We start from the raw sequence: 16,345 nt of genomic DNA on the forward strand, positions 1-16,345 counted from the left end.
GGGGAGGACAGGCGTGGGAGGGGGTGGGCGTAGGAGGGGTCAGGCGCGCAGCGTCGCGCCGCCGTCGACGTACAGGTCGTGCATCGTGATGTGGCGGGCCCGGTCGGAGACCAGGAAGGCGACCGCGTCGGCGATGTCCGCGGGATCCGCGATCCGGCCGAGCGGGATGCCCGTGCGGTACGTGCTCGCGTCGCCCTCGATGACCCGCCGCGCCGCGCTCTCCTCGTCGTCGGACGTCCACAGGGCGCGCTGCATGTCGGTGAGGGTGGAGCCGGGGGAGACGGTGTTGCAGCGCACGCCGCTCGCCGCGACCTCCAGGCCCAGGCACTTGGTGAACATGACGGCCGCTGCCTTCGAGGCGGCGTAGGCGGCCATGCCCGTGCGCGGGATGCCGGCCGCGTTGGAGGCGACGGTGACGATGCTGCCGTGACCGCGCTCGGCCATGCGGCGGGCGACGGTGCGGGAGACGTGGAAGACGCCGGTGGTGTTGACGGCGAAGGTGGCCGCCCAGTCCTTGTCGGTGAGGTCCACGACGTGCGCGGGACGCAGGACTCCGGCGACGTTGACGGCGATGTCGAGGGGGCCGAGCGTGTCCTCCACCTCGTCCACCAGGGTGTCCACGGCTGTGGCGTCGGTGACGTCGAGGGCGCGGGAGGTGACGCCGTCCCGGACGGTGAGCGGCCCGGTGCCGGTGACGTCTAGGGCGTGGTGGGTGCCCCCGTTCCGTTCCGCGGGTGCCTCGATGTCCGTGGCGACCACCCGCGCCCCCTGCGCGACCAGCGTGGCGACGACGGCCCGCCCGATCCCCCGGCTCGCCCCCGTGACGAGGGCGAGCCGGCCGTCGAGTCCCGCGCTCATGAGGCGAGCGCCTTCGTCAGGTCGTCGAGGACGATCCGCGCGGCCAGCGGTCCGCCCGCGCTGTTCCACGCCGAGCCCTCGACGACGACCACGTGGCCGTTCTCCTCCGCCGTCAACTTGCCGAAGTTCGTGACCTTCCGCGCCTCGGCGTAGGCCTTCTCGCCGTCGGCCTCGTCGCCGAGGGTGCCGAAGAACAGCCAGTCGCCGTCGATGGTGGACAGCTTCTCCAGGCTCACCGGTTCGCTGTGCCCGGCGCTCGCGCCCTGCTGGTCCTTCGGCCGGGTCAGGCCGAGGGCGGAGAGGGTGGAGCCGACGTGTCCGACGCCCTTGCCCACCACGGAGGGTGCCCCGTTCTGCCAGCGGACGACGCTGACGACCGCGCCGGCGTTGGTGCCGAGCTTCTTCTTCGTGGCGGCGACGTCCGTGTCGAAGTCGCCGAGGAACTTCTCGGCCTGCGCGGTCTTGTTGAGCGCGTCGGCGGTCGCGGTGAACGCCTTCTTCCAGTCCTCGTTGAGCTTGGCGGTGACCACGGTCGGAGCGATGGCCTGGAGTTTGGCGACCTCGCTCTTCACCGCGGTCGTCTCGTCGAGCAGGATCAGATCCGGTTGCAGCGCCGCGAGCTTCTCCATGTCGGCCTCGGCGACGGTGGCGACGACCTGGGCCTTCGTCGCCTTGTCGGCGAGATACGAGGACACGCCGGTCTGGCCCCGGCCCGCCGTGGCGCCGACGGGCTCGATCCCGAGGGCGAGGGCGGCATCCAGCGTGGGCTCGCTGAGCGTGACGACCTTCCGGGGCGCGCCGGGCACGTTCACCTCGCGGCCCCGGGCGTCGGTGATCGTACGTGTGTCCGTGTTTTTGGCAGCCGTGCTGTCGCTCCCGCCGTCGTCACCGCAGCCGGTCAGAAGCAGGGCTCCCGTGACGACAGCGAGGACCGCTCGACGGGAGGCACGTGCAGAGGACATGAGGGGATGGCTCCTTACGGATTGCGGAAACTAAGGGTGTGGATTCGGTCGGCGACCGAGGCCGTGGATTCAGTCGCCGAGCAGACGCGCCAGGCCGTCGGCGAGCGCACCGTGCCAACAGGCGTAGTCGTGGCCGCCGTTGAACTCGTCGTAGGTCACCCGGTGGCCCTTGACGCTCAGCACCTCGTGCAGGGCACGGGTGTGGTCGACCATGGAGCCCTCGTGCAGCCCGACGTCGAGGTGGACGGTCATGGCCGCGCGTTCGCCGGCGGCGAGACGGCTGACGAGCCAGGGCAGGCCGAACACCGGCGGTTTGGGCCCGCTGAGGGCCGGCAGTCCCGGCCGCCACCACAGGGAGGGCGACTGGGCGAGCACCTTCCCGAACCGCTCGGGCCGCAGGTGGGCGGCGTGCAGGGCGGTCATCGCGCCGAGACTCTGCCCGGCGACGACCGTCCGCGCCGGGTCGGTCGTGAGCGGCCAGCGGCCCGCCGCCCAGGGCAGCAGTTCGTCCGCGAGGAAGGTCACGAAGCCGTCCCGCGCCCCGAGTTCGCGCCATCGGGCGTGCCGGTCCACGGCGTCCGGCGCCAGTACCGCGAGCGGCGGCAGCCTCCCGTCGGCGATCAGCGCGTCGAGCGTGTCGCCGAAGCCGAGCCGGCCGAACCACATGTCGCCGTCGCTCAGCAGCAGTACGGGCAGCGGTGTTCCGTCGTGGCCGGGCGGCAGGTACACCCAGGTGTCGCGCTCCCCGCCGAGTGCCGCGGCGGTCACCCGGTGCCGCTCCACCCGCCCGGCCGGGACGCCCCCGCGGCGTCCGGCCCAGGGCTGGGCGGGGGCGTGCGGGAGGGCGAACACCGAGGCGTCAACCAGGCCCCAACGCGTCGGCATCGAGCGGGAGTTGAGAGGATCCGGAGCCGCGTGCACGGTCAGCGACCGCAGCCGCTGCTGCAACTCGCCCGGGTCCGTGGGCGGTTCCTTGGGCGAGATGTCCGCGGCCATGCGATAGGAGCCGCGGTGATCGGCGCGCAGCCGCAGCCCCAGGTGCCAGATGTCGGTGCCGGGCACCCGTACCAGCAGGGAACCGGCCAGGTGGTCGCGGTCGACGATCCGGTTGGCGAACAGCAGCACTTGACGGGTGGCGCGGTGCCCCCGCCAGAGGAACGTGACGATCCGATGGCCCGGTTCGTCCTCCAGCTCCTCCACGAGCGGCGTGCCGAGTCGCTCCACCTCGTCCCAGAACTCGTCGGTGAGGACGGTGCGTCGGCGGTCGTCGGCGCCGGCGAGCTGGGCCACCAGGCGTGCGACACGCGGCCCGGTGACGCGGGCCGGGCGCACGTCGTTGCGGGGGTCGCGGAGGGCTGGTGCAGGGATGACGGGCATCTCTCCTCTTCTCGTCGCCGGGGCGGCCCGCGAGTTCGTCCTCTTCGCCGTCAGGGCGGCCGCGGGCAAGGGGTATGGCAAGATCTGTCGACGAAATCGTCAACAGTAGAAGTTAGGTTAGCCTAAGCTAAGCACATGTCCATAGGAATGCGACCCCGGCTCGGAGGAATCCGGCGACCGGCGGCGGACCGCTCCCGCGCCTCCCTCCGCTCGGCGGGGCTGCTGCTCGGCCTGGCCCTGCTGGCCGCGACTGTCGCCCTGTCACTGGCCGTCGGCACCCAGCGAATCCCGCTCGACCAGGTCTGGTCGGCGCTGTTCGCCCCGTCGGGCACCGAGAACGACGGGATCGTGCGCGAACTCCGGCTGCCCCGCACCCTGATCGGCATCGCCGTCGGAGCCGCCCTGGGCCTGGCCGGGGCCGTCATGCAGACGCTCACCCGCAACCCGCTCGCCGACCCCGGACTGCTCGGCGTCAACGCGGGCGCCGCCGCGGCCGTCGTCACCGCCATCGGCGTCCTCGGCATCACCTCGTTCACCGGCTACCTGTGGTTCGCCCTCGCCGGAGCGGCCCTCGCCGCCACCGCCGTCAACGCCCTCGGCGGCGGCCGCCTCGCCACCCCGGTCCGCCTCGCCCTCGCCGGAACCGCCGTCAACGCCGCCCTGTTCGGCTACGTCAACGGCCTCCAGCTGTGGGACCTGAGCACCCTCGACGAGATGCGCCACTGGTCGGTCGGCACCCTCGCGAAGCGCGACCCGTCCCTGCTGCTCACGGTGGCCCCCCTGCTGCTGGCCGGCGCCCTGCTCGCCCTGGCCCTCGCCCGCCCGCTCGGCGCGATCGCCCTCGGCGAGGACCACGCCCGCGCCCTCGGCACCCACATCCGGCGCACCCGGGTCCTGTCCGTTGTCGCCATCACCCTGCTGTGCGGCGGCGCGACCGCCGTCTGCGGGCCGATCGGCTTCATCGGCCTGATGATCCCGCACGCCGCCCGCGCCTTCTGCGGCCCCGACCCGCGCTGGCTGCTCCCGTACTGCGCCCTGTACGCCCCGGCCCTGCTCCTGGTCTCGGACGTCATCGGCCGGATCGTGGTGCCGCCCTCGGAGATCGAGGTCGGCACGGTCACCGCGTTCCTCGGCGGACTGCTCTTCATCCATCTCGTCCGGCGGCGGAAGGCGGTCCGGCTGTGACCCTCGTGCGCACAAAGCGCTGCTCCCTGCGGCTCGACCCGCGCACGCTGCTGGTCTGCGCCGCCGTCGCCCTGCTCGCCGCGTGCGCGACGGTCCTCGCCGTCGGCACGGGGACCTACGACCTGACGCCCCTCGAAGTGCTGCGCACCCTCGCCGGGAACGGTCCGCCCGGCGCCGAGTTCATCGTCGTCGACCTGCGGCTGCCGCGCGCCCTCGTGGCGCTGCTCGCGGGTTTCGGGATGGGCCTGGCGGGCGCGGTGTTCCAGTCCCTGACCCGCAACCCGCTCGGCAGCCCGGACGTCATCGGCTTCGGCAACGGCGCCTCCGCCGGGGCGCTGGCCGCGATCATCCTGTTCGACGCGGGCGACGCCCAGACGGCGGCCGGCGCGGTGTGCGGCGGATTCGCGACCGCCGCCGCGGTCTACCTCCTCGCCTGGCGGCGGGGCGTCCACGGCGTCCGCCTCGTCCTCGTCGGCATCGGTGCCTCCGCGGTGCTCGGCGCCGCGACCGAGTTCCTCTACGTCCGCGCCGACATCGGCAAGGCGGCCCAGGCCGCGAGCTGGATGATCGGCTCGCTCAACGCGCGCGACTGGGGAGACGTCCGTATCGCCGCCCTCGGCCTGGTGCTCCTGCTCCCGGTCGTCCTGGTGTACGCGCGCAGGCTGACCATGCTGGAGATGGGCGACGACACCGCCGCCGCCCTCGGGGTGCCCCCGGAACGCAGCCGTCTGGCGCTGCTGTGCGCCGGCACCGGTCTCACGGCGATGGCGGTCGCGGCGGCCGGACCGATCCCGTTCGTGGCCATGGCCGCACCCCAGCTCGCCCGCCGCGTGACCCGGGCCGCCGGCCCCAACCTCCTGCCCGCCGCCTGGACGGGAGCCCTGCTGGTCTCCGCCGCCGATCTGGCCACCCAGCGCGTCACGGGTTCGGCCCTGCTGCCGGTCGGCGTGGTCACCGGAGTCGCGGGCGGCGCCTATCTGGCCTGGCTGCTGCGCGGGGAGCGCAGGGCGGAGCGGCTGTGAGGCCGGGCCACTACGACCGGCGCAGTACCTCGCGTCAACGCACGCAGTAGATTACTTGAGTTACGCAACAAGATGGTAAAGTGGCTCGCATGGCCACACTCCCGCTCCCCGAGCTCCCCGAAGGCCCCGCGTCTCAGGAAGTCATAGAGATCGAGCGGGCCCTGACCCGCGTCACCTACCTGAGCACCCGCGCCCGCCAGCACGACCGGCTGATGGCCCTGGCCGGAGTCCCGCTGGACCGCGCCGCCGTCGCGCTGCTGCGGCAGATCGCGGACTCCGAGCCGCTGCGCCCCGGGGAACTGGCCAACCGGCTGGGCGTGGAGGCCTCGCACGTCACCCGCACGGTGCAGCAGCTCCAGAAGACGGGATACGTCACCCGGGTCCCGGACCCCGTCGACCGCCGCGCCCAGCGCATCGAACTCACCGAGGCCGGACAGCAGGCCATCGACCGGGTCCGGGACGCCGGCGCGCGCGGCATGCAGCTCGCCCTGTCCGAGTGGACGCCGGACGAGCTGGGGCAGCTCGCCACCCTCTTCCACCGCATGGTCGACGACTTCCTGGCCTACGCCATCGACGACGAGACGGAACCCGCCACCACCGCCTGATCCCCGGCGCCCGGCTCCCGCAGCCCGCACAACAGCAGCCGGCCCACCGCCGGCAGGGCGATCAGCGGGAGCAGCGCGCTCCGCAGCGACGTGGCATCGGCACCCTCAGCCGCCTCTTCCGCAGCGAGCTCGGCATGACCTTCCCGCAGTGGCGCACCCAGTCACGGCTCTACCACGCGCTGCGCATGCTCGCGGACGGCGCACCCGGGCACCCGCAACCGCCTCGCCCCATAAGCGAAGAGGCCGCCGTACGACCTGCTTGTACCGTCCAGTAATATCGCGCGGCAAGCCCCCCATAGGAGGAACCGTGCCCCGGTCCCCACGCTCACCCCTGCTGCTGGCCGGTCTGCTGGCCGGCGTAGGGGTCACCCACTTCACCTCGCCGCGCTCCTTCGACGCGACCATCCCGAAGTTCCTGCCCGGATCGCCCAGGACCTGGACCTACGCCAGCGGCGTCGCCGAGTTCGCGCTGGCGGCGGGGCTCGTGGCGCCCCGCACCCGCAAGGCCGCCGCCCTCGCCTCTGCCGCCTTCTTCGTCGGGGTCTTCCCGGCGAACGTGCAGATGGCCGTGGACTGGCGCCACCGCCCCACCCCGCAGAAGGCCGCCGCGATAGCGCGGCTGCCCCTTCAGGTGCCCCTCGTCCTGTGGGCCCGCAACATCGCACGCGACACGGAGGGCCAGGCATGAGCGCACGCATCGACGTCGGCGACAAGATCGAGGACTTCGAGCTGCCCGACGAGACCGGCACCCCGCGCAGCCTCACCTCGCTGCTCGCCGACGGGCCGATCGTCCTCTTCTTCTACCCCGCCGCGCTGACCGCCGGCTGCACCGCCGAGGCCTGCCACTTCCGCGACCTCGCCGCCGAGTTCGCCGCCGTCGGCGCCCGTCCGGTCGGGATCAGCGGTGACTCCGTGGAGCGCCAGCAGGAGTTCTCCGGCAAGCACGCGCTCGGCATGCCGCTGCTGTCCGACGCCGACGGCACCATCCGGGAGCGGTTCGGCGTGAACCGCGGGTTCTCGCTGGCGCCCACCAAGCGGATCACCTTCGTCATCGCCGAGGACCGCACCGTCCTGGAGGTCGTCCGCAGCGAGCTGCGCATGAACACCCACGCCGACCGGGCCCTCGACGCCCTGCGCGCCCACCGCAAGTGACGTACGAGTCCTGGTAGCCGTACCGAGGTTGTTGCGGTGCGGCAAAGGGACCATCCTGGACGATATGGAGCACGCCTCCGCCGTGGTGGTCGTCGACGCCCGCGGCACGGTGACGGGGTGGAGCGACGGTGCCCGGCGGCTGACCGGATACCCGGCCGAGGAGGCCGTGGGACTCGCGGTGCGTGAGCTGCTCGCCGAGGAGCCGCCGCCCGACGTCATGGCGGCCCGGGCCGGCACCGTCGTCGTGCGGCACCGGGACGGCACCCCTGTCGCCCTTCCGCTGCGGGCGTGCGAGGTGCTGGGCCCGGACGGATCGCCCGGCGGCTTCGTGATCACCACCGAGCAGCCCGGCGGGGCGGAGCCGACCCTCGCCGGGCAGGCCTTCCAGCAGGCCTCGATGTCCATGTCGGTCTTCGACCCGCAACAGCGCTATCTGCGGCTCAACGGTGTCGCCTGCCAGGTCATGGGCGTGCCCGAGGAAGCGCTGCTCGGCCGGTTCTTCCCGGAGACCGTGGAGGACGCCGAGCACAGCCGGGGCTTCCACTGGCATCTGCGGAAGGTCGCCGAGACCGGCGAACCCCTCCACTACGAGAGCTACACCCGCGCCCCGTCCGGCAGCCGCTACCACGCCTGGAACATCGAGATGTGGCCGGTCCGCGACGCCGTCGACAACCTGGTCGGGGTCGCCCTCGCCGCTTTCGACAGCACCGAGCAGCACTGGGCCCGCCGGCGCCTCGCCCTGCTCAACGAGGCCGCCGACGCCATCGGCACCACCCTCGACGTGGTCCGCACCGCCGAGGAACTGGTCTCCCTCGTCGTGCCGCGGTTCGCCGACTTCGCCAGCGTCGACCTCCTTGAATGGGTCCTCGGCCCGGACGAACCGCCCAGCGCGATGCCCCAGGACATCGTCCTGCGCCGCGCCGCCCACGGCTCCGCCCATGAGGGCACCCCGGAGGCCGCCGTCCACCTTGGCGCGCTGGACGTCTACCCGCCGTACTCCCCGCCCGCCAGGGCCCTGCGCGAGGGCCGGGCCGTGCTCAGCCGGGCCGGCGAGCCCGCCTTCGACCGCTGGGTCCGCGAGCGCAACGCCCTCGCCCCGCAGGGCCGGCCCTACCGCGAGGGCACCCACTCGATGCTGGCCGTACCGCTCAAGGCCCGCGGCATCACGCTCGGCGTCGCCGTCACCGTCCGCATCGGCCCCACCGACCCCTACGTCCCGGACGACGTCGCCCTCGCCGAGGAACTCGCCAGCCGTGCCGCCGTCTGCATCGACAACTCCCGCCGCTTCGCCCGCGAGCGCACGACCGCGCTGGCCCTCCAGCACAGCCTGCTGCCGAGGGGACTGCCCGGACAGGCGGCCGTCGAAGTCGCCCACCGCTATCTGCCCTCCGGCTCGCTGGCCGGGATCGGCGGCGACTGGTTCGACGTCATCCCGCTCTCCGGCAGCCGCGTCGCCCTCGTCGTCGGCGACGTCGTCGGCCACGGCATCACCTCCTCGGCGACCATGGGCCGCCTCTGCACCGCCGTCCGCACCCTCGCCGACGTCGACCTGCCGCCCGACGAACTCCTCACCCACCTCGACGACCTCGTCACCCACCTGGCGGCCCACGACACCGACGACGACGTCGCCGAACTCGGCGCGACCTGCCTCTACGCCGTCTACGACCCGGTCTCGCGCCGCCTCACCCTGGCCGCCGCCGGACACCCGCCACCCGCCCTCGTCCTGCCCGACGGCACCGCGGAACTCGTCCCCCTGACCGCGGGACCCCCGCTCGGCGTCGGCGGACTGCCCTTCGAGGCCACCGAGATCGAACTCCCCGAGGGCGCCGTGGTCGCCCTCTACACCGACGGCCTCATCGAGGACCGCGACCGCGACGTCGACCACGCCACCGGCGAACTGTGCCGCGCCCTCACCGCACCCGCAGCCACCCTCGACGCCCTGTGCGACACCGTCCTGAAGGCCGTCCTGCCGGAGGAACCGAGCGACGACGTGGCCCTCCTGCTCGCCCGCACCCGGGCACTGGGCGCCGACCGGGTCGCCACCTGGGACATCACCCCCGACCCCGCCAAGGTCGCCGACGCCCGGCAGGCCGCCACAGAGCAACTCACCGCGTGGGGCCTGGACGAGACCGCCTTCGTCACCGAACTCGTCGTCAGCGAACTGGTCACCAACGCCATCCGCTACGGCACCCCGCCCGTCCAACTGCGCCTGATCCGCGACCGCACCCTCATCTGCGAGGTCTCCGACGGCAGTTCGACCTCACCCCACCTGCGCCGCGCCCACGCCTACGACGAAGGCGGGCGCGGGCTCCTCCTGGTCGCCCAGCTCACCCAGCGCTGGGGCAGCAGACAGACCGGCTCCGGCAAGACCATCTGGGCCGAACAGCCGCTGCCCCCGCAGTGAGCACTCGAAAACGACGGCTACTGGAAGGGGCAGCCCGGGTTCGGCACATCCTCCGAGAACGGCGACCCGTGCGGCAGCACGTACAGCACCTCCAGCACCAGCGGGGTGTCGCCCAGGTTCCGGCCGAGGTGCACATCGCTCGGCCCGCCCGGCTCCCGTACGACGGTGCCCTTCGGATAGACCCCGTCGACGGCGCAGTCGGAGTGATAGTGCGTGAGCGTGCCCTGCTTCACGTACCCGACCACCAGGCCGTCGTGGTAGTGCCAGCCGGTCGCCTGCCCCGGCGGCACAGTGATCTCTCTGAGCGTGTAGTCGGTGTCCCCGACGGTCACTTGGCTGATCAGCTTGGCGGTGACCCCGGGGCCCGGCGGTGTCGCCTGGGCGACCGTGCCACAGGCGAGGGTGGTGGCCGCGGCCACCACCCCGGATATGCCGACGCGGAGCGAGGTGCGCATACGGGGCCTCCTGACGCTGGAGCGGAAGATCGACGATGTTCCCGCTGCGAACATAGAGGCAGGGAAGGCGAGTTCGGGCCGGATTCCGGTTATCGCGGAAGACGTTCACCTCTGCTCGGTCGGCTGTTCGACGTCCCCGCCCGCGCCGGCACTGACCAGCCCTGTCTCATAGGCGACGATCACGGCCTGGACCCGGTCACGGAGACCGAGCTTGGCGAGGATCCGGGCGACATGCGTTTTGACGGTGGCCTCGGCGAGGTGGAGGCGGGCGGCGAGTTCGGCGTTGCTCAGGCCTCGGGCGAGCAGGCCGAGGACCTCCAGTTCGCGAGGGGTGAGCGGGGCGAGGTCGCGGTGGAGCGCGGGGACGTCGGCGCCGTACGTCTGGGTCTGGGCGGCGAAGCGCTGGACCAGCCGGCGCGTGATCGTCGGCGCCAACAGCGCGTCGCCGGTCCGGACCGTGCGGACGGCCGCGGTCAGTTGCTCGGGAGTGACGTCCTTGAGGAGGAACCCGCTGGCTCCGGCGGACAGCGCCGCGTAGACGTACCGGTCGAGGTCGAACGTGGTGAGGATGATGACCCGCGGGTGGCCGGAGGCGCCGGTGAGGATGCGGCGGGTGGCCTCCAGGCCGTCCATCTCGGGCATGCGGACGTCCATCAGGACCACGTCGGGACTGGTGCGGCGGACCGCCTCGACCGCCTCGACCCCGTTGGTCGCCTCGGCGACGACCTCGATGCCGTCGGCCCGGAGGATCAGCCGGAATCCGGTGCGGACCAGGGTCTGGTCGTCGGCGAGGAGCACCCGCAGCGGCTCGGTCACGGTGCCTCCAGGGGGATCAGAGCCTCCACACGGTAGCCGCCGGTCAGCCGTCGGCCGGTGCTCAGGGTGCCGTCGTGGACGGCGAGACGCTCGCGCAGCCCGATCAGTCCCCGCCCGCTGCCCGTGGCCGCGCCCGCCTTTCCGCCGGTGTCGGTGACCTCCACCCGGAGCCGCTCCGGCCCGAAGTCGACGGTCACGGCGGCGGTGGCGCCGGACGCGTGCTTCACGGTGTTGGTGAGGGCTTCCTGGACCACGCGGTAGGCGGCGAGTTCGAGGCCGGGCGGAAGAGGGCGCGGCCGGCCGGTCACGGTCAGCTCGACGGGCAGTCCCGCGTCCCGGACCCGTCGCACCAGCGTCTCCAGTTGGCCCAGGCCCGGCTGTGGGGCCAACTCCGGTGACGCGCCGGCCAGTTCCGCACCACGGCCGTCCGTCCCCGCGTCCTCGTCCGTCATGGTGAGCAGTCCCATGACATGCCGCAGCTCGGTCATGGCCGACCGGCCACCCGCCTCCACGGCGAGCAGCGCCTCGTCGGCCTCCTCGGGGGAGCTCCTCATGATCTTGCGGGCGGCGCCCGCTTGGATGATCATCACGCTGACGTTGTGCGTGACGACGTCGTGCAGTTCGCGGGCAATCCTGGCCCGCTCGTGCTCGACGGCCCGGCGCAGTGCCGTGGTTTGTTCGCGTTCCAGGGCGGTGAGCCGGGCGCGGCCCTCGTCGGTCCGGAGTTTCCAGGTGCGCAGTCCGACGGCGGCCACGGCCATCGGGGCCAGGATCAGCAGGGCGATGTAGTCGTTGGGGACGATCGGTGTCAGCGAGTCCCCCGAGGTGCCGACCAGGAGGACCGACACCGGCAGCGCCGCCAGGGCCGCCACCCGGTACGGGCTGTACACGGCGGCGCTGTAGACGGCGATGACGAACGCGTAGAAGGTCAGCCGCAGAACGCTCTGCGGTGTCGCCAGGGTCGCCGCCGTCACCACGCACAGCACGGCCAGCGGGTAGCGCCGGCGCAGCGCCAGGGCGCCGGACGCGACGGCCGCGAGCGTCACCATGAACGCCAGGCCGCCGGGGCCGGACGGGCGCCGTACGACGTGCGCCACCCCGGGGGCGATCTCCCGCACCAAGACGACATCGGCGTTGTCGATGCCGTAGTAGACGGTGGTGATGCCGAGCACCAGGGCCACCAGCGCGTCGAACCGCCAGGCGCGCAGGGTAGGTCGCAGAGGGGGGCCGCTCGGATGCCGGGCGTCGCGGACCGTCCGGCGGGCGTCGTCCCGAAGCCGCCGCAGCGCCGTACGTATGTCCGTCACCGGATCATTCTCCCCGCCGCCCGGAGCCACGGAGTCCGTCCCAGCGGCCGATTCCCGCCGCACCGGATACATCGCCCGCCTACATCGCAGGGATGACATCCTCGCGGCGCATCCAAGGGTGGTACCGCAATGGGTCCGGCCGGGCGACGCGTACGGGCCGGGCCCGCTCCTAGCGTTCACGCAGCCAACTGCCCGTACCCGACTGGCCGTACCCGAGGAGCCTTTCATGACCCTGCCGGTGATCGAACTGCGCGAGGTGAGCCGTCGCTACGACGACGGTCCGCCCGCCCTGCACGAGGTGTCGCTGACCGTGCGGCCCGGCGAGGCGGTGGCGATCCTCGGCCCGTCCGGCAGCGGCAAGTCCACGCTGCTGAATCTGATCGCCGGCCTGGACCGGCCGGACACCGGGACCGTCACCGTGGACGGGGTGCGGGTGGACCAACTGGGCGAGGCCGGAGCGGCGTTGTACCGGCGGGCGAGGGTCGGCATGGTCTTCCAGTTCTTCAACCTGCTCGACGACCTGACCGTCACCGACAACGTCATGCTGCCCGCCCGCCTCGCGGGCATGCCCCGGGGCGAGGCGTCCCGCCGCGCGGCGGAGCTCCTCGAACTGCTGGGCATCGACCGCCACGCCCGCGCCCACCCCGGCCGGTTGTCCGGCGGCGAGCGCCAACGCGTCGCGGTGGCCCGGGCGTTGATGAACCGCCCGGCGCTGCTCCTGGCCGACGAACCGACCGGGGCCCTGGACACGGCCGCCGGGCAGGACGTCAGCGAGCTGCTCACCGGTCTCAACGCCGAGGGCCAGACGCTTGTCGTGGTCACCCACGACCTGGCGCTGGCCCGCTCCTGCACCCACCGCACGGTCCGGATCGCCGACGGCCGGATCACCGAGGACGTCCCCACGCCGGCCGTCGCCCCGGAGACCGTCCGATGAGCGCGCTCGGCCGGGTGGTGCGCTCGGGAGTGGGACGACGCCGGGTGCAGACCCTCGTGATCGGGCTCGCCGCGCTGATGGCGGTGGCCTCGTCCGTCCTCGGCGGCACCCTGCTCATGGCCTCCGGCGCCCCCTTCGACGACGCCTTCGCCTGGCAGCACGGCGCGCATCTGTCCGTGCAGTTCGACGCCGGCAAGGTCAGCGCCGGGCAGTTGTCGCGGACCAAGGACGCGCAAGGGGTGAGCGGTGCGGCCGGACCCTTCCGTACGGCGACCCTCACCCCGCGCTCCGACGGACTGGGCGGCCCGGGCTGGCCGTTGACCGTGGTCGGCCGGGGCGACCCCGGCCGGGACGTGGACGAGGTCGCCCTGCTCGCCGGGCGGTGGCCCGCGCGTGACGGCGAGATCGTGGTGTCCGCCGACTCCTCGCTCCTCCCGACCCTGGGCATGAAGGTCGCTTTCCCCGATCCGCCCGGCGCCCCGACCCTGACGGTCGTCGGTCTGGCCCGCTCGGTCACCCGGACCGCCGACGCCTGGGTGCTGCCCGCCCAGATGCCGGCGCTCACCGCGCCCGGCAGCGGCGGCTACCAGATGCTCTACCGTTTCACCGCCGCCGACACCGCCGCGCGGATCACCGCGGGCGGCGAGACCGTGACCCGGTCCCTGCCGGAGGGCGCGGCCGTCGGCGAACAGTCCTGGCTGACCGTGCAGCGGAATGCCGAGCGCGACACCGCCGTCTACGTCCCGTTCCTCATCGCGTTCGGCGTCCTGGGCCTGGTCATGTCGGTGCTCATCGTCGGCAACGTCGTGGCGTCGGCCGTCGGTTCGGGAACCCGCCGTATCGGCGTCCTCAAGGCCGTCGGCTTCACTCCGGCCCAGGTCGTACGGGCCTACGTCGGCCAGGCGCTGGTCCCCGCCGCGGTCGGCACGGTTCTCGGTGTCCTCACCGGGCACCTGCTCGCCGTCCCGGTGCTGGCCGACGCAGAGGAGGTCTACGGCACCTCGTCCCTGACCGTGGACCCGTGGGTCTACCTGGCGGTGGTCGCCGGGATGCTCGGCCTGGTGGCGGCCACCGCGTGGGTCGGCGCCTGGCGGGCCGGACGGCTGCGCACGGTCGACGCGCTCGCTGTCGGGCGTACCGCTTCGACAGGGCGCGGGCGGTGGGCGGCCCGGCTGGCCGGACGGCTGCCGTTGCCCCGGCCGGTCGCCCTGGGGCTGGCCCGGCCCTTCGTCCGGCCCGCCCGGGCGCTGGCCATGGGCACGGCGATCCTGTTCGGCACCGTCGCCGTCACCTTCACCGTGGGGATGAGCGCTTCGCTCGGCGAGGTGATGAGGGCCAGGGCCCATGACGCCGCCGATGTCGTGGTCCCCGTGCCCGTGCCGGACTTCGGGGCCCAGGACCCCGCCTCCGCCAAGATGCCCGACGTGGACCCCACCGCGGTCGCCACGGCCATCGAGACCGCCGCCGGAACCGGGAAGTACTACCGCGTCGCGACGGTACGGGCCACCGTGTCCGGCCTGACCGGCACCGTCGACGTACGCGCCGTCACCGGCGACGCCTCATGGGGCGGCTACACGCTGGTCTCGGGCCGCTGGCTCGCGAAGCCCGGCGAGGCCGTGGTCCCCACCCCCTTCCTGACCGCCACCGACACCCACGTCGGCGACACCGTCACCGTGACCGGTCTGGCCGCGCCGGTCACGGTCCGGATCGTCGGCGAGGTCCTCGACCCGCGCAACGACGGCATGCAGGTCTACACCGACGCCGAGACCCTCACGGCCGCCCACCCCGACCTGACGGAGACGAGCCATCACATCGCGGTCGCTCCAGACACCGACGTGCCCGCGTACGTCGACGCGCTGAACAGGACCCTGACACCGCTCGGCGTCACCGCCCGGGCCGGTGGACTCGACTCCGGCGGTGACATGGTCGCCACGCTCAACGCGCTGTCGGCGATCCTCACGCTGATGCTCGTCGCCGTCGCCGCGCTGGGTGTGCTCAACGGCGTACTCCTCGACACCCGCGAGCGCGTCCGCGAGATCGGCGTCCACAAGGCGCTCGGGATGACCCCGCGGCAGACGGTCGTCATGGTCGTCGCCTCGGTCGTCGTGACCGGACTGGTCGCGGGCGCCCTGGGTGTGCCCCTGGGCGTGGCCGTGCACGGCTGGGTCATCCCGGCGATGGGCGAAAGCGTGGGCCTTCACCTGCCCGGTTCGGTGATCGCCGTCTACCACGCCGCCGAGCTCCTCCCGCCGGCACTCGGCGGCCTGGTCATCGCCGTCTTGGGCGCGCTGCTGCCCGCGGGCTGGGCGGCGAGGACTCGGACCGCCAGGGCGTTGCGAACCGAGTAGTCCCCGCCCCGCGCCTGCCCTCGCCCCTGCCTCAGAACTCCTCGTGCACCTCCGGATCCCCACCGCTGCGCCGGTGCGCCCGGTCCGTGAGGGCCGCCAGTTGGGCCGGGCCCAGTTCGAAGCCGAAGATGTCCAGGTTCTGCCGCTGCCGCCCGGGGTCCGACGACTTCGGGATGGGCACGGCGCCGAGCTGGGTGTGCCAGCGCAGGATCACCTGTCCGGGCGTCACCCCGTGTGCCTCGGCGACGCTGACGACGACCGGGTCCTCCAGCAGCGCGGTGCCGCGGTCCAGGGGGCTCCAGCTCTCCGTGACGATGCCCTTCGCGGTGTGGAAGGCGCGCAACTCGTCCTGCGGGAAGGCGGGGTGCAGTTCGATCTGGTTGACGCTGGGCAGGACCCCGGTCTCCTTCTCCAGCCGCTCGATGTGCTCCGCCGTGAAGTTGGAGACGCCGATGGACCGGACCAGGCCCTCCTCGCGCAGCTTGATCATGGCCCGCCAGGAGTCGACGTACTTGTCGACGCGGGGCAACGGCCAGTGGATCAGGTAGAGATCCACGTAGTCCAGGCCGAGGCGGCGGCGGGACTCCTCGAAGGAGGCGAGGGTCTCCTCGTGGCCGTGGTGCCGGCCGGGGAGCTTCGTCGCCACCACCACCTCCTCGCGGGGGATCCCGCTGCGGGTGACGCCGAGACCGACGCCGGCCTCGTTGCGGTAGTTCGTCGCCGTGTCGACCAGGCGGTAGCCCAGCCGCAGGGCCTCCGCCACCGCCACTTCGGCCTCCGCGTCGGTCATGGGCCAGGTGCCCAGGCCGATGGCCGGGAACTTCGTACCGTCGTTGAGCGTGTGTACCGGGATGCTGATCACCGCTGGACCTTCCCTCGACTGTGTCGTGCCTCCAGCCTCACGGATAGGGTGAGCCGTG

15 protein-coding genes and 1 pseudogene are annotated in these 16,345 nt (G+C 73.0%); 9 read left to right on the top strand and 7 right to left on the bottom strand.

Annotation, left to right across the window (positions count from 1 at the left end; translation table 11 throughout):
* Positions 1-39: 39 nt before the first annotated feature.
* The 3 genes from ABZ928_RS17200 to fes all read right to left on the bottom strand — a co-directional run bounded on the left by ABZ928_RS17200 (position 40) and on the right by fes (position 3,197).
* Positions 40-858 (bottom strand): 2,3-dihydro-2,3-dihydroxybenzoate dehydrogenase, encoded by an 819-nt coding sequence (locus tag ABZ928_RS17200; protein ID WP_361519007.1) that lies wholly within the window; start codon positions 856-858, stop codon positions 40-42.
* Entirely contained in the window at positions 855-1,820 is a 966-nt protein-coding gene (locus ABZ928_RS17205; protein ID WP_361519009.1) for an ABC transporter substrate-binding protein, read from the bottom strand. The genes ABZ928_RS17200 and ABZ928_RS17205 overlap by 4 nt, the downstream gene beginning before the upstream one ends.
* A 69-nt stretch (positions 1,821-1,889) precedes the next feature.
* The gene (gene fes / locus ABZ928_RS17210) at positions 1,890-3,197 is read right to left on the bottom strand and encodes an enterochelin esterase (protein ID WP_361519011.1); all 1,308 of its coding nucleotides are present in this window, start codon (positions 3,195-3,197) and stop codon (positions 1,890-1,892) included.
* A 135-nt stretch (positions 3,198-3,332) separates the two neighbouring features.
* Between fes and ABZ928_RS17215 the strand changes: the two genes are divergently transcribed.
* From ABZ928_RS17215 to ABZ928_RS17245, 7 genes and pseudogenes are all read left to right on the top strand, one after another.
* A complete protein-coding gene (locus tag ABZ928_RS17215; RefSeq protein ID WP_361519013.1) occupies positions 3,333-4,382 on the top strand; it encodes an iron chelate uptake ABC transporter family permease subunit in 1,050 nt (349 codons plus the stop codon).
* Positions 4,379-5,404 carry an iron chelate uptake ABC transporter family permease subunit gene (locus ABZ928_RS17220; RefSeq protein WP_361519015.1) on the top strand — a complete coding sequence of 342 codons (1,026 nt, stop codon included), beginning with the start codon at positions 4,379-4,381 and terminating at the stop codon, positions 5,402-5,404. The genes ABZ928_RS17215 and ABZ928_RS17220 overlap by 4 nt, the downstream gene beginning before the upstream one ends.
* 89 nt (positions 5,405-5,493) lie before the next feature.
* Complete coding sequence (locus ABZ928_RS17225) at positions 5,494-6,009, top strand: MarR family transcriptional regulator (RefSeq protein ID WP_361519017.1); 516 nt, start codon at positions 5,494-5,496, stop codon at positions 6,007-6,009.
* Positions 6,010-6,110: 101 nt separating this feature from the next.
* Positions 6,111-6,209 (top strand): annotated as a pseudogene (locus ABZ928_RS17230) (AraC family transcriptional regulator); the annotation flags it as partial.
* A 107-nt stretch (positions 6,210-6,316) separates the two neighbouring features.
* On the top strand, positions 6,317-6,697 hold the full coding sequence (locus ABZ928_RS17235; RefSeq protein WP_361519019.1) for a MauE/DoxX family redox-associated membrane protein: 381 nt from the start codon (positions 6,317-6,319) through the stop codon (positions 6,695-6,697).
* Positions 6,694-7,161 (top strand): peroxiredoxin, encoded by a 468-nt coding sequence (locus tag ABZ928_RS17240; RefSeq protein WP_361519021.1) that lies wholly within the window; start codon positions 6,694-6,696, stop codon positions 7,159-7,161. Before ABZ928_RS17235 ends, ABZ928_RS17240 begins: the two co-directional genes overlap by 4 nt.
* A gap of 64 nt (positions 7,162-7,225) precedes the next feature.
* Positions 7,226-9,565, top strand: coding sequence for a SpoIIE family protein phosphatase (locus ABZ928_RS17245; RefSeq protein ID WP_361519023.1), 2,340 nt, complete (start codon positions 7,226-7,228; stop codon positions 9,563-9,565).
* 17 nt (positions 9,566-9,582) lie between these two features.
* On the opposite strand, the gene ABZ928_RS17250 is transcribed toward ABZ928_RS17245, so the two are convergent.
* From ABZ928_RS17250 to ABZ928_RS17260, 3 genes are all read right to left on the bottom strand, one after another.
* Complete coding sequence (locus ABZ928_RS17250) at positions 9,583-10,020, bottom strand: cupin domain-containing protein (RefSeq protein WP_361519025.1); 438 nt, start codon at positions 10,018-10,020, stop codon at positions 9,583-9,585.
* 105 nt (positions 10,021-10,125) lie between these two features.
* Entirely contained in the window at positions 10,126-10,836 is a 711-nt protein-coding gene (locus ABZ928_RS17255) for a response regulator transcription factor (RefSeq protein ID WP_361519027.1), read from the bottom strand.
* Positions 10,833-12,143 (bottom strand): histidine kinase, encoded by a 1,311-nt coding sequence (locus ABZ928_RS17260; RefSeq protein WP_361519029.1) that lies wholly within the window; start codon positions 12,141-12,143, stop codon positions 10,833-10,835. The genes ABZ928_RS17255 and ABZ928_RS17260 overlap by 4 nt, the downstream gene beginning before the upstream one ends.
* Positions 12,144-12,369: 226 nt before the next feature.
* Between ABZ928_RS17260 and ABZ928_RS17265 the strand changes: the two genes are divergently transcribed.
* Positions 12,370-13,077, top strand: coding sequence for an ABC transporter ATP-binding protein (locus ABZ928_RS17265; protein ID WP_361519031.1), 708 nt, complete (start codon positions 12,370-12,372; stop codon positions 13,075-13,077).
* Positions 13,074-15,425 (top strand): FtsX-like permease family protein, encoded by a 2,352-nt coding sequence (locus ABZ928_RS17270; RefSeq protein ID WP_361519033.1) that lies wholly within the window; start codon positions 13,074-13,076, stop codon positions 15,423-15,425. The genes ABZ928_RS17265 and ABZ928_RS17270 overlap by 4 nt, the downstream gene beginning before the upstream one ends.
* 31 nt (positions 15,426-15,456) lie before the next feature.
* Here ABZ928_RS17270 and ABZ928_RS17275 read toward each other — a convergent pair whose 3' ends face one another.
* The gene (locus ABZ928_RS17275; protein WP_361519035.1) at positions 15,457-16,287 is read right to left on the bottom strand and encodes an aldo/keto reductase; all 831 of its coding nucleotides are present in this window, start codon (positions 16,285-16,287) and stop codon (positions 15,457-15,459) included.
* Between the last annotated feature and the right edge of the window lie 58 nt (positions 16,288-16,345).

Origin of the sequence: Streptomyces sp. NPDC046909, assembly GCF_040644695.1 — a bacterium.
GTDB lineage: Bacteria > Actinomycetota > Actinomycetes > Streptomycetales > Streptomycetaceae > Streptomyces.

Coding starts and splice junctions, on each gene's coding strand:
- ABZ928_RS17200 (WP_361519007.1), bottom strand. CDS start 858: ATGAGCGCGGGACTCGACGGCCGGCTCGCCCTCGTCACGGGGGCGAGC.
- ABZ928_RS17205 (WP_361519009.1), bottom strand. CDS start 1,820: ATGTCCTCTGCACGTGCCTCCCGTCGAGCGGTCCTCGCTGTCGTCACG.
- fes (WP_361519011.1), bottom strand. CDS start 3,197: ATGCCCGTCATCCCTGCACCAGCCCTCCGCGACCCCCGCAACGACGTG.
- ABZ928_RS17215 (WP_361519013.1), top strand. CDS start 3,333: ATGTCCATAGGAATGCGACCCCGGCTCGGAGGAATCCGGCGACCGGCG.
- ABZ928_RS17225 (WP_361519017.1), top strand. CDS start 5,494: ATGGCCACACTCCCGCTCCCCGAGCTCCCCGAAGGCCCCGCGTCTCAG.
- ABZ928_RS17240 (WP_361519021.1), top strand. CDS start 6,694: ATGAGCGCACGCATCGACGTCGGCGACAAGATCGAGGACTTCGAGCTG.
- ABZ928_RS17245 (WP_361519023.1), top strand. CDS start 7,226: ATGGAGCACGCCTCCGCCGTGGTGGTCGTCGACGCCCGCGGCACGGTG.
- ABZ928_RS17250 (WP_361519025.1), bottom strand. CDS start 10,020: ATGCGCACCTCGCTCCGCGTCGGCATATCCGGGGTGGTGGCCGCGGCC.
- ABZ928_RS17265 (WP_361519031.1), top strand. CDS start 12,370: ATGACCCTGCCGGTGATCGAACTGCGCGAGGTGAGCCGTCGCTACGAC.
- ABZ928_RS17270 (WP_361519033.1), top strand. CDS start 13,074: ATGAGCGCGCTCGGCCGGGTGGTGCGCTCGGGAGTGGGACGACGCCGG.